At 66.0% G+C, this 12,892-nt stretch carries 8 protein-coding genes; 5 read left to right on the forward strand and 3 right to left on the reverse strand.

Annotated features, from left to right (window positions below):
- On the reverse strand, positions 1 to 1,947 hold a 1,947-nt coding region (locus N5J73_RS05945), incomplete at its 3' end, for an oligopeptide transporter, OPT family (protein WP_279940726.1).
- A 255-nt stretch (positions 1,948 to 2,202) separates the two neighbouring features.
- Between N5J73_RS05945 and N5J73_RS05950 the strand changes: the two genes are divergently transcribed.
- Positions 2,203 to 3,957 carry an oligopeptide:H+ symporter gene (locus N5J73_RS05950; protein WP_049445953.1) on the forward strand — a complete coding sequence of 585 codons (1,755 nt, stop codon included), beginning with the start codon at positions 2,203 to 2,205 and terminating at the stop codon, positions 3,955 to 3,957.
- A gap of 58 nt (positions 3,958 to 4,015) precedes the next feature.
- On the opposite strand, the gene N5J73_RS05955 is transcribed toward N5J73_RS05950, so the two are convergent.
- Together N5J73_RS05955 and N5J73_RS05960 are read right to left on the reverse strand one after the other, a co-directional pair.
- Complete coding sequence (locus N5J73_RS05955; RefSeq protein ID WP_099588816.1) at positions 4,016 to 5,998, reverse strand: S9 family peptidase; 1,983 nt, start codon at positions 5,996 to 5,998, stop codon at positions 4,016 to 4,018.
- Between the two features lie 167 nt (positions 5,999 to 6,165).
- A complete protein-coding gene (locus N5J73_RS05960; protein ID WP_005408523.1) occupies positions 6,166 to 6,801 on the reverse strand; it encodes a LysE family transporter in 636 nt (211 codons plus the stop codon).
- 138 nt (positions 6,802 to 6,939) lie between these two features.
- Here N5J73_RS05960 and N5J73_RS05965 point away from each other — a divergent pair, with 138 nt between their 5' ends.
- From N5J73_RS05965 to N5J73_RS05980, 4 genes are all read left to right on the forward strand, one after another.
- Positions 6,940 to 7,845 (forward strand): LysR family transcriptional regulator ArgP, encoded by a 906-nt coding sequence (locus N5J73_RS05965; protein ID WP_049445957.1) that lies wholly within the window; start codon positions 6,940 to 6,942, stop codon positions 7,843 to 7,845.
- Positions 7,846 to 8,011: 166 nt separating this feature from the next.
- Positions 8,012 to 8,458, forward strand: coding sequence for a GNAT family N-acetyltransferase (locus N5J73_RS05970; RefSeq protein ID WP_049445959.1), 447 nt, complete (start codon positions 8,012 to 8,014; stop codon positions 8,456 to 8,458).
- A gap of 231 nt (positions 8,459 to 8,689) precedes the next feature.
- Entirely contained in the window at positions 8,690 to 10,378 is a 1,689-nt protein-coding gene (mqo, locus tag N5J73_RS05975) for a malate dehydrogenase (quinone) (protein ID WP_049445961.1), read from the forward strand.
- Between the two features lie 319 nt (positions 10,379 to 10,697).
- Positions 10,698 to 12,890, forward strand: coding sequence for a TonB-dependent siderophore receptor (locus N5J73_RS05980; RefSeq protein ID WP_279940728.1), 2,193 nt, complete (start codon positions 10,698 to 10,700; stop codon positions 12,888 to 12,890).
- The last annotated feature ends 2 nt before the right edge of the window (positions 12,891 to 12,892 follow it).

A 12,892-nucleotide genomic window follows, 5' to 3' on the forward strand; every position in this document is an offset into this window, starting at 1 on the left:
GCCGGTGCGGTAGATCAGCCAGCCAACCAGGAACAGCACGGCCAGGCCGATCCACTGTGCGCCCGGCAGGTGGAACGGCACGGCCAGCACGTCGGCGCGGCTGCTGACCACGATCGGAATCGCGATGGCGATGCCCATCAGTGCCTCACCGGTGATCAGGCCGGCGGCGAACAGCACGCCCGGCTTGTGCACGCGGTCGCGGCCTTCCTCGTCATCGGCACGCACCTTGTGGAAGCGCTCGACCAGGTAGGCGATCAGGCCGCCGAGGAAGATCGGCACCATCAGTTCCAGCGGCAGGTAGATGCCGATGGCGGCAGCCAGCACCGGCACGCGGAAGCGGGCATTGCGCGACTTCAGCCAGCTGTCGAGCGCGATGATGGCGGCGCCGACCACGGCACCGATGCCGATGAAGGTCCAGGGCAGTTCGCCACCGAACAGGCCCTTGGCCACCGAGGCCATCAGGTTGGCCTGCGGTGCGGCCAGTGCGTTCGGGTGCAGCTCGGACTTCACGCCGATGCCGTAGGCGGTGGCCAGCAGGTTCAGCACCGGCGCCATGATCAGCGCGCACGAGAACGCACCGATGCCCAGCATCAGCTGCTGCTTCCACGGGGTGGCGCCAACGATGTAGCCGGCCTTGAGGTCCTGCAGGTTGTCACCGCCGACCGCTGCGGCACAGCACACCACCGCGCCGATCATGATCGCGGCCACCGCACCCAGCGGCGCGCCGAAGGCGCCGACCGGCTGCAGGCCATCCTTGCCCAGCAGCACGACCAGCACGACCGAGGCGAACAGGATGGTGGAGATGGTGATGCCCGAGACCGGGTTGTTGGACGAACCGATCAGGCCGGCCAGGTAGGCCGAGACCGACACGAACAGGAAGCCGGCGACGATCATGATGAGGGTCATCGGGATCGACACGTGCCACTGGCCGACAATGGCCTGGTACAGGGCCAGCAGCGGCAGCACGAACACCACCAGGGCGACCAGCATCCACTTCATCGGCAGGTCGCGCTCGGTGTGCGCCAGTACCGGACCACCGCTCTTGCGGGCGGCGGCGAAGCCGCTCTTGACGCCGTTGAGCAGCGACTTGCGCAGCGAGATCAGGGTCCAGATGCCGCCGATCAGCATTGCGCCGACACCCAGGTAGCGCATCTTCGCGCCCCAGATGGCGAACGCTGCCTCGGTGGACGAAGCCGCGGCAACCGACGCGGCCAGTGCCGGATCGGTGTTCATGAAGAACGCCTGGTAGATCGGAATGGCGATGTGCCAGGTCAGGATCGAACCGGACACCACCACGATGCCGACGTTGAGGCCGACGATGTAACCCACGCCCAGCAACGCCGGCGACAGGTTGGTGCCGATGAAGGCGGTGATCTTGGAACTGCCGACGTAGGCCGAGGTGGCCCAGGCATCGGGAATCAGGCGCATGCCGCTTTCCGCGGCCAGCTTGACGAAGGCACCGATCACCGCCGACAGGCCGAGGATCTTCAGGCCCGGGCCCGGGTTTTCACCGGCCTTGAGCACTTCTGCCGCCGCCTTGCCTTCCGGGAACGGAAGCGGGTCTTCGACGATCATCGAACGGCGCAGCGGCACCGAGAACAGCACGCCCAGCAGGCCGCCGAGACCGGCGATGCCCAGCACCCACCAGTACTTGAAGTCCGGCCAGTACCCCATGATCACCAGCGCCGGGATGGTGAAGATCACACCGGCGGCGATCGACGAACCGGCCGAAGCGCCGGTCTGCACGATGTTGTTTTCGAGGATGGAGCCACCGCCCAGCAGGCGCAGCACGCCCATGGATATCACCGCAGCGGGAATGGCGGTGGCGATGGTCAGGCCTGCGAACAGACCGAGGTAGGCGTTTGCGGCCGACAGCACCACCGCCAGCACGATGGCTAGGGCCACTGCGCGGAAGGTGAGCTGCTTGGGCGCAGCGTCGTGGTTCATGGAAGCCCCTGCTGGCAAAAAATCCCGATCACGCTAGCGTTCAGGGGGCGGCAAGTCCAGTGCGCATGGTCACCGCCGGACATGGCCCAACGCCCTCCCCGACCCGCCCGGCAACGCCAACCGGCCGATCCGGCAAGGCCAGGCCACACCTGTAGCAAAAAGGGGACGGAGGGGATTAAGTCGCATTTGTCATAAGCACCGTGATCCGGCCCCTCCCCTTCTATAATCGCGCCCTTTCCGCAGTCCCCGCCGTCAATGACCGTTGCCGCTACCGCTTCCGACGACTTCCTGGGCCATCCCAAGGGCGTCTACGTCTGCTTCTTCACCGAAATGTGGGAGCGCTTCTCCTTCTACGGCATGAAGGCGCTGCTGCTGCTCTACCTGACCAAGTACCACCTGTTCGGCGACAAGGCCGGCCTGGACCTGCTCGGTGCCTACGGTGGCCTGGTGTACTGCATCCCGGTGTTCGGCGGCATGCTGGCCGACCGCTGGCTGGGCATGCGCCGGGCGGTGCTGTTCGGCGGCATCCTGCTGGTACTCGGCCACCTCGGCATGGCGTTCGAGGGTCACGCGGCCTACCGGGTCAACGGTGAAGTGGTGCGCGACACCTCGGCGCTGGCAGTGACCTACCTCTCGCTCGCGCTGATCATCATGGGCGTCGGTTTCCTGAAGCCGAACATCTCCACCATCGTCGGCAAGCTCTACCCGAAGGACGACCCGCGCCGCGACTCGGGCTTCTCGCTGTTCTACGCCGGCATCAACCTCGGCGCGCTGTTCTCCTCGCTGGTGTGCGGCTTCCTAGGCGAGGCCTACGGCTGGAAGTACGGTTTCGGTGCGGCCGGTATCGGCATGCTGGCCGGCCTGGCGATGTTCCTGTGGGGCCAGAAATACCTGCAGGGTCACGCCGAGCCACCGCAGCCGGCTGCGCTGAAGCAGAAGGTGCTGGGCCTGCCGCGCGAATGGCTCATCTATCTATGCGCGGTGCTCAGTGTGCTGCCGGTGGCGTGGCTGATGTGGGCGGCCGGCAACGGCGCGTTCGCGCTGGGTGGTGAAGTCAGCCTGGCGCTGATGCTGATGCTGGTGGTGCTGGGCGGCGTGCTGGTCTGGTTCGCCTGGTTCACCGGCAGCAAGTGCACGCCGGTGCAGCGCCAGCAGATGATCGCGCTGATGGTGCTGATCTTCATGGCGCTGGTCTTCTTCACGATGTACGAGCAGTCCTACGGCTCGTGGGTGACCTTCACCGACCGCCTGCTGACCAAGGACATCGTGCCCTCGCTGGTGATCACCGGCGGTACGCCGCTGCCTTGGTCGATCATCTCGCTGCTGCTGGCACCGCTGGGCTTCGTGGTCAGCGCGCGGCTGTCCGAGCGTCGTCCGGGCTCATCTGCGCCACGCACGTTCTTCGCCGCCATCGTCGTGCTGATGCTGGTGCTGCTGGTACGCGACTGCCTGGTGATTCCGCAGACCGCCGGCTCGCTGACCTACCTCGGCGGCCTGTTCCTGGTGCTGCTGGCACCGGCCTTCGCCGCACTGTGGACGTGGATGGACCGCCGCGGCTGGGAACCGGGCAAGCCGGTCAAATCAGCCTGGGGCCTGGTGATCGGCGCGCTGTCGTTCGTGCCGCTGGCACTGGCCGCGCAGCAGGTGGGCGCCACCGGCGAGATGGCCAGCGTGTGGTGGCTGGTGCTGGCCTACTTCCTGCTGGCCAGTGGCGAGATGTGCCTGTCGCCGGTCGGCTTGTCGGCGGTCACCCAGCTGGCGGTACCGCGGGTGATGAGCCTGATGATGGGCACCTGGTTCCTCGCCACGGCATTTTCGGAAACGCTGGCCGCGCTGTTCGGCAAGTTGGCTGCGATCGAGGTGCCGGAAGGCGAATCGCTGGACATGGTGGCCGCCGCCGGTGCCTATGCGCACCTGTTCTGGCTGCTGATGTGGATCGGCCTGGGCTGTGCGCTGGCCGCCTTCATTGCCGCGCCGCTGCTGAAGAAGATGATGCACGGGGTGAAGTAACCCCCGCCCGTTCGGAAAACCAGGGCGGCGGAACGATCATCCGCCGCCCTCGGCTTGTTCAGGGCGCGCTGCTCTTCTCCGCAGGCGTTGCCTGCCCAGCCACCTGTCCCCCCAGGCTGCGCGAGAGGAAGGCCAGCAACCTGCTGTAGTACGTTCGTTGATTGGCGGGAGAATAGAAACCATGTCCTTCGTTCTTGACGTACAGGGTTTCCACCGGCGAACCGGCCTTCTTCAACGCAGCTTCCATGCGTTCGCTGTGCATGATCGGCGCACGCTGGTCCTGGCCACCCGCGGCCAGGAATACCGGCACCCGCACCTGCGCGGCCAGATTCACCGGGGAACGCTCTGCCAGATCCTTGGGCGATCCCAGCCAGTTGCGCAGGTAGGCCAGGCCTGACTCATCGCTCTGGATGTCTCCGCGCGCGTACATCAACGGCAGGTCGTAGATGCCGACGTAGCCGGCCGCGCACTGGTACAGGCCCGGTTCGCGCACCGCCCCCATCATCGCCGCATAGGCACCGTAACTGGCCCCGTAGATGCAGACGCGGTTCCTGTCGGCCACGCCCTGTTCGATCGCCCAGCGCGTGGCATCGGTGACGTCATCCTGCATCGACAGTCCCCATTGCTTGCGCGCAGCCTGCATGTGGGCCCGGCCATAGCCGGAAGAGCCGCGGAAATTCACCTGCAATACCGCGTAACCTGCCGCGGCCAGCATCTGTGCCTCGGTGTCATAGCCACCATCGTCGGCGACACCGATCGGACCTCCGTGCGGCACCACCACCATCGGCAGCGCACGGGCGTCGCGGCCATGCGGGACGGTAAGGAAGCCATGCAGCGGACGCCCATCACGCGCCTTCAGGCTGATCGGACGCACCTCCGCCGCCAGCGCGGGGTCGATCCAGTCGCTGCGGCTGATCAGGTGCCGTGCACTCTTGCCAACCGTGTCATAGAGATAGAAATCGCCCGGATTGCTGCCTGACCAGGTTTCCACCAGCACCGTCTTGCCATCGCGTGTACTGGAGGTGACGTAGGCCGCGCCGCCCAGGCCCGCTTCGAGGCTGCGGTAAAGGCGAGCTTCGTCCGAGGCGTCATCGAAGAATGCCGTTCGCGGCGCACCGCCAAGGAACAGTGCCCCGACCGGCACGCGGCTGCCGGGGCGCCGGATGATGCGCGCGGGGTCGGCGCTCTCATCGCGCAGCAGGGTGCGCCGTTCATTGCTCTGGGGGTCCCAGCTGACAATGGCATCAGGTCCGTCTGCCTGCTCGACCTGCAGGTACGCCAGGCGACCGTCGGCCGAGAAGCCCAGGGGCAACTCGATGTGCTTGCTCAAGGATTCATCGTTGAGCAGGATCCAGTCGCTGTTGCTGCCTGTGCGGTAGTAGAGCTTCTGCGTGCCATCGGTAACGACAGCACGTGCGAAACGCACTTCGCCCTGCTCATCGATCGTAAAGTCCGCATCGGGAATGGGAGCCCGTGCCACCGCGTTGCGGCGACCGGTGACCACATCCATGCGCTCGACCTGTGCGTGCGAATTGCCGACCAGCGGGATCACGGTCACCAGTGCATTGCGATCATCGTCCTTGAGTTCATCACTGAGGTACGCGGCCACCAGTCCTGCCGGCTTGACCTTGATGTTGGTGCCCAGACTCTGGTCGGCAACCCGGTACCCCACCAGCAGCTCGCCGCCCTTGCCGTTGGCATTGATACCGAACAGTTCGCCGGTCGGCGTCGGCCGGTCCAGCACGCCGAACTTCTGTGCCATGCCCACCAGCAGCCGCTCGTTGCTGACCCAGTCGAAGGTGTGGGCGTGATCGTTGCGGGGCGGACGGAAGCTGCCGACCATCTTCATGTCGGCAATGCGATAGATCGCCAGCGCGGTTCCCGCCTCCAGCGGAACCGTCGCGGCGATGTACTCGCCCCCCGGTGAAATCTTGATGTCGGTAAACGACTCCTGCCGCAGATAGCGATCCAGGTCCAGCGTTGCAGCCGATGCCCCACCCACAGCCGCTCCCAACAGTGCAGCCAGCACAATCCTGCGCATCCTTCCCCCATGGAAAACCGGACACCCTGTCCGGATGCACGATTCTAGGCATGTGACCGTTTGCCGCGCCACATCGGCACAAAAAACGACGGCACCGTTGCCGGTGCCGTCGTTACCACTACCTTGGAGAGAGAGTCAGGACGTGGGTTCGGGGGGCGTGCGCCGGGTCAGTGGACCCCGCGCACCGCCAACGTGAGGGCCAGGATGCTGAGGATCACCGCGATGGTGCCGTCGAGCACGCGCCAGGTACTGGGCTTGGTGAACAGCGGTGCCAGCAGGCGTGCGCCCAGGCCCTGCGCGGTCAGCCACAGGCAGCTGGCGGTGACCACACCAGCGGCGAAAGCCATGCGGGCGTTGCCGAAGTTCTCGGCGATCGAGCCGATCACCATCATGTCCAGCCAGAAGTGCGGGTTGATCAGCGAGAAACCGACCGCAGCCATCAGCACCGCGCGGCGGCTGCCGTCGTCGCTGTCAGCCTCGCCCATGCCGCCGCCACCGGCGATCGCACGACGTGCCGACTTCATCGCATACCAGGCCAGGAACGCCACGCCCGTCCACAGCACGGCGGTGGTCAGCCACGGCAGTGCCGAGGTGAGCGTGCGCAGGCCGGCCACGCTGGCGAAGATGAAGATCGCATCGATGGCCGCACAGGTGGCAACCACCGGCACGATGTGCTTGCGCAGGATGCCCTGGCGCAGGATGAAGGCGCTCTGGGCGCCGACCACGGCGAACAGGCCGATGCCGGTAGCTGCACCAGAGAACCAGGCACCGAGGCCGGTGCTGGCGGAGATGACCGAGAACATGGGATTCACTGCCTTTGCTTGCTTGGGGGGACGGTGCCTCGCGAAGGCGGACAGCACCGGAACGGGCGCCATTGTCGCGCCGCAACATGGAAAAGACGAGCTAAACTTCCTAAACCAACATTAGCGGAACTTAATTCCATGCGTATCGATCATGCCCAGCTGCGTGCCCTGGCCGCAGTGATCCGCGAAGGCAGCTTCGACCGCGCCGCGCAGTCGCTCAATGTCACGCCGTCGGCCATCTCGCAGCGGGTCAAGGCGCTGGAGGACCGGATCGGCCGGCTGCTGGTCAAGCGTGGCACCCCGGCCACCGCCACCGCCGAAGGCCAGTTGCTGGTGCAGCTGGCCGAGCAGACCGCCCTGCTCGAACACGATGCGTTGCACCGGATGGGTCTGGCCGACGAGGATCTGCCACAGGCCAGCATCCCGGTAGCGGTGAACCACGACAGCCTGGAAACCTGGTTCCCGCAGGCCGCCTCGCAGTTCGCACAGAGCACCGGCACCACCCTGGACCTGCGCGTGGAGGACCAGGACCACACCGTGGAGCTGCTGCGCCAGGGCACGGTGCTGGGTGCAGTGACCACGCTGGACGAGCCGGTGCAGGGCTGCCAGATCCATGCGCTGGGCAGCATCCGCTACGCGGCGACCTGCACGCCGGAGTTCCGCGAGCGTCATTTCGCCAAGGGCGTGACCGCGCAGGCGCTGGCGCAGGCCCCGGTGCTGGTGTTCAACCGCAAGGACGACATGCAGTCGCGCTTCGCCCGGCGCATGGCCGGCGACGACCTGCCCAGCACTGCACCAACCTGGTGGATTCCCTCCACCCGCGCCTTCGTGCAGGCCAACCTGGGCGGCATGGGCTGGACCATGAACCCGTTGCCGCTGGTCAAGCGGCACCTGGACGCCGGCCGGCTGGTCTACGTACGCCAGCGCGCGTGGGAAGACGTGCCGCTGTACTGGCAGCACTGGAAGGGCGACGTGCAGACCATGGCGCTGCTGACCCGCGCGGTGCTGGATGCATCCTCGGCACTGATCCGGCGCAAGCGCTGAAAAGGGGACGGGGATCAAGGCGTTCAAGGCCAAACGACATACGGGGCAAAGACGACTTAATCCCCTCCGTCCCCTTTTCTGCTCCATCGGATCTCCATCGAGCCTACACACCAGGTCCATGCGCGATGCGGATACTGGCGGGCCGACCATTACAAGGATGTCCGGCATGCCCGTGTACCTGCGCGATGCCCGCCCCGAAGATGCCGCCGCCTGCATCGACCTGCGTGGGCGCACCCGCGAGAACGCCTTCAGTGCCGAGCAGCTGGCACAGCTGGGCATCACCGGGGACAGCTGGGCGGCCGGCATCGCCCAGGGAGATTCGATTGGCCGCGTCGCCTGGGAGGGCGAGCGCATGGCCGGCTACTGCTTTGCCGACCGCGACAGCGGCGAGGTGCTGGTGCTGGCCCTGCTTCCAGAGTACGAAGGCCGCGGCATCGGCCGCCAACTGCTGCAGGAAGTGGTGAGCCTGACCCGCGATGCCGGCCATACCCGCCTGTTCCTGGCCTGTTCGGCCGACCCGCGTTCGCGCTCGCATGGCTTCTACCGGCGCCTGGGCTGGCGCCCGACCGGCGAGATTGATGAGGCCGGCGATGAGATTCTTGAGCTCGTCTGATTGAAGGCGTCGCCGCCAGGCATGGCTTGGCGCTACCACGGATGCGATCGCCAGAGCGGCCCCGCCCGCCTTGGTGACGGGACCGCGAAACATCGGATGCTGCGTTGCATCAAAAAAGGACCGGAACCGGTTAGAATCGCGCCAGGATGTTGCAAGGCGTTGTTTCTTCACGCCCTTTCCCTGCCCCACGCGCATCCTGACCCCTTCCCCTCCGCCAACGATCCCGCCCCCATGAAGAAATTTGGCAAGGCTCTTCTCGCCCTGCTCGTGCTGCTGTTGCTGGCCGCCGCGCTGTTCCTGTACTGGCCGCTGACCCAGCGCTCGGTGCCCGCCGCCAGCAACGACAAGCCCGTCGATGTTGTGCTGGTCGGCGCCGGCATCATGAGCATCACCCTGGCCACCTACCTGCAGGAACTGCAGCCGGACTGGAACATCCAGGTCTACGAACGCCTCGACGGCGTCGCCGGTGAAAGCTCCGACGGCTGGAACAACGCCGGCACCGGTCACTCGGCCTTCGCCGAACTGAACTACACCCCGGAATTGCCCGACGGCAGCATCGAGACCAAGCGCGCGGTCGGCATCGCCGAATCGTTCGAGGTCTCACGCCAGTTCTGGTCGCACCAGGTGAAGGAAGGCCGGCTGAGCCAGCCCAGCGACTTCATCAACCCGACCCCGCACATGAGCTTCGTCTGGGGCGATGACAACATTGCCTACCTGCACAAGCGCCAGCAGGCCCTGGTGAAGAATCCGCTGTTCTATGGCATGCAGTACTCCGAGGATCCGGCACAGATCAAGCAGTGGGCACCGCTGCTGATGGAAGGCCGTGACCCGAAGCAGAAGGTGGCCGCGACCTGGATGCCGCTGGGCACCGACGTCAACTTCGGTGTGATCACCCGCCAGCTGACCACCGGCCTGCAGCGCAGCCCGAACTTCAGCCTGCACCTCAACCATGAAGTGAGCGCGCTGCGACAGAACGCCGACAAGAGCTGGAACGTGACGGTGAAGGACCTCAAGGCCGGTACCGAGTCCACCACCCACGCCCGCTTCGTGTTCATCGGTGCCGGTGGCGCCGCACTGAAGCTGCTGCAGATGTCGGGCATTCCGGAATCGAAGGACTACGCCGGCTTCCCGGTCGGTGGCCAGTTCCTCGCCTTCCAGGGCCAGGACGTGACCTCCCGCCATGGCGTGAAGGCCTACGGCATGGCCGAGACCGGTTCGCCGCCGATGTCGGTGCCGCACCTGGATGCACGCAAGCTGGACGGCAAGCCGGTGGTCCTGTTCGGGCCGTTCGCGCTGTACAGCACCAAGTTCCTCAAGCACGGCTCGTGGTGGGACCTGTATTCCTCGGTCAACCACAACAACGTCGGCCCGATGCTGGAAGTGGGCAAGGACAACCTGGACCTGGTGCAGTACCTGATGGGCCAGGCGCGCCTGAACGATGCCGACCGCCAGGCCGAACTGGTCAAGTACTTCCCCAACGCCAAGCCGGGTGACTGGAAGCTGGTCACCGCCGGCCAGCGCGTGCAGATCATCAAGCGCGATCCGCTGAAGGGCCCGGTGCTGCAGTTCGGTACCGAGATCGTGACCGACAAGGACCACACCCTCGCCGCCCTGCTCGGCGCCTCGCCGGGCGCGTCGACCTCGCCGCCGATCATGCTGGACCTGATGGCCAAGGCCTTCCCGGACCAGATGAAGGCCGGCTGGGAAACCCGCCTGCGCGAGATCGTGCCGTCGTACGGTCGCAAGCTCAACGACAGCGCCGCGCTGGTCAACGAGATCCGTACACTGACCAGCCAGACCCTGCATCTGCCGTATCTGGAGGTGCCGGTGGATGCGAACGCGGCATCGCCCGCTCCGGCTGCAGTGCCGGCAGCGGCCAAGGAAAAGCGCAACGCCAATGAGGAACTGCAGGCGCTGTAAGCCCGCAGTTTGCTTTTGCTGCAGACGGACGGCCACCTTCGGGTGGCCGTTTGCGTTTGGGCGGGCCATCGCCTGTAGAGCCGAGCCCATGCTCGGCTCCGGCAAAAAGCAGCCGAGCATGGCTCGGCTCTACGGAAAGCGATGCCCCGTGCCGGGAACCCTGCGCACAATGACGCGAATTGTAATGTTGTTAAGAATTATTTACATTTGCGTCCTGCGCAGTGACCGCGCCTTTCCAGATGGACCTGACCGTGCCCGAAGCCGCCGCCCCGGGTGCTGGACGACTGTTGCCGCCCTTCCCCGCTTCCGAGCCTCGACCATGCCCCTGACCTTCCGTAACCGCCTGCCCCGCCGCGCGCTGCTGCCGGCTGCCCTGCTTTCGTCGTTGACCCTGCTGGCCGCGCCCAGCGCGTTCGCCGCCACCGATGGCGCTGCCGACGCCAAGACCCTGGACCGGGTGAGCGTGCGTGCCGAGCAGTCCGCTCCGCCCTCCAGCTCCACCCGCCTGCCGATCACCCTGCAGGAAACCCCGCAGTCGGCCACTGCGATCAGCCTGCAGCGCCTGCAGGACGAGTCGCTGTTCAGCATCAACGATGTGATGCGCAACGTCACCGGCGTCAGCGTGTCCTTCTATGACACCCAGCGCCCGCTGTACTACGCGCGCGGCTTTGCCATCACCGACTTCCAGGTTGATGGCATCCCCACCTACAGCGGCTCCACCAACCAGGAATACGACACTGCCTTCTACGACCGTATCGAAGTGATCCGCGGCGCCAACGGCCTGCTCAGCGGCGCCGGCGTGCCCTCGGCCACGGTCAACCTGCTGCGCAAGCGCCCGGGCAAGGAGTTCGACGCGTCGTTCGCGGTCAGCGCCGGCAGCTGGGACTACCGTCGCATGGAGGCGGATGTGACCGCGCCGCTGACCGCCGACGGCCGCTTCCGCAGCCGCGTGGTCGCCGCCTACACCGATCGTGGCCTGTATTACGACCGTTACGACGAGAACAAGATGGCCGGCATGGCAGTGCTGGAAGGCGATATCACCGACAGCACCACGATCACCCTGGGTTACCAGAGCCAGGACAACAACCCCACCGGTTCAACCTGGGGCACCGTGCCGTTCTTCGACAGCCAGGGCAATTTCGCGCACCTGCCGCGCTCGACCAACCTGTCGCCGAAGTGGAGCTATTGGAAGCGCGAGAGCAATACCGCCTTCGCCAACCTGGAACAGCGTTTCGGCGACAACTGGCTGTTGAAGATCAACACCGCCTACACCCGCGGCAACGTGCAGAACGTGCGCCTATATGGCACCGGCAACCCGGACCCGGTGACCGGCTCGGGCATCTACCTGCGCGCGGCCGCCGGTGATTCGAAGGACACCCGCCGCAATGTCGATGCCTACCTGACCGGCAGCTTCCCGCTGTTCGGCCGCGACCACGACCTCACCGTCGGCGCGCAGTGGTCGGACCTGGAAGGCACCACCAACACCCTGGCGCTGAACTTCCCGAACGACTGGGCGCGCTGCGGCGGCGAGCGCTGCTACTACATTCCCAACGTGTACAACTGGAATGGCGACATCTCCGAGGTGACCTACCGCCGCACCGGCGCGCGCCGCGTGGCCAAGACCACGCAGAGTGGCGTCTATCTGGCCACCCGCCTGCGCCTGGCCGATCCGCTGTCGCTGATTGCCGGCGCACGCCTGAGCCGCTGGGAAACCCTCAGCCGCTCGTACAACGCCGCAGGCGCCTACACCGGCACCAGCGGTGCGTACAAAGTGAGCGATGAAGTCACCCCCTACGTGGGCCTGATCTACGACATCACCCCGAACGTGTCGGCCTATGCCAGCTACACCGAGATCTTCAACCCGCAGAACTTCAAGGACCGCAACGAGAACCTGCTGGCACCAGTACAGGGCTCGAACCTGGAAGCGGGCATCAAGACCCAGTGGCTGGACGGCCGCCTGACCGCCAATGCTGCCGTGTTCGAGGCCAAGCAGGACAACTACGCCGTGCGTGACATGGGCGTGCCGGAAGGTTCGCTGAGCGATGGCACCTCCGCCTACATCGGCGTCAACGGCACCAAGGCGCGCGGCTGGGAGATGGACGTCAACGGCGAGATCCTGCCGGGCTGGACGGTCAATGCCGGCTACACCCACGTCAAGGTCACCCGTGCCGCCACCGACCTGCTGTACGCCAACCCGCCGAAGGATCTGCTGCAGCTCAACACCCAGCTACAGCTGCGCGGTGCGCTGGAACGCCTGAGCGTTGGCGGTGGCGTGCAGTGGCAGAGCAAGGTGCAGGGCTACAACATCGCCTACCCGCTGGGCGGCACGGTGACGGTGAACCAGCCGGCGTATTCGCTGGTGCAGTTCAACGCCAACTACCGCATCAGCGACAGCTGGACCGCGACGCTGAGCGTGCGCAACGCGCTGGACAAGACCTACTGGGCCAACCTGGACTACAACAACTTCGGCGAGCCGCGCTTCGTGTCGGCCAGCCTGCGCTGGAAGTTCTGAGC

The sequence above is a fragment of the Stenotrophomonas sp. GD03654 genome (assembly GCF_029845105.1).
In the GTDB taxonomy this organism is placed as follows: domain Bacteria; phylum Pseudomonadota; class Gammaproteobacteria; order Xanthomonadales; family Xanthomonadaceae; genus Stenotrophomonas; species Stenotrophomonas africana.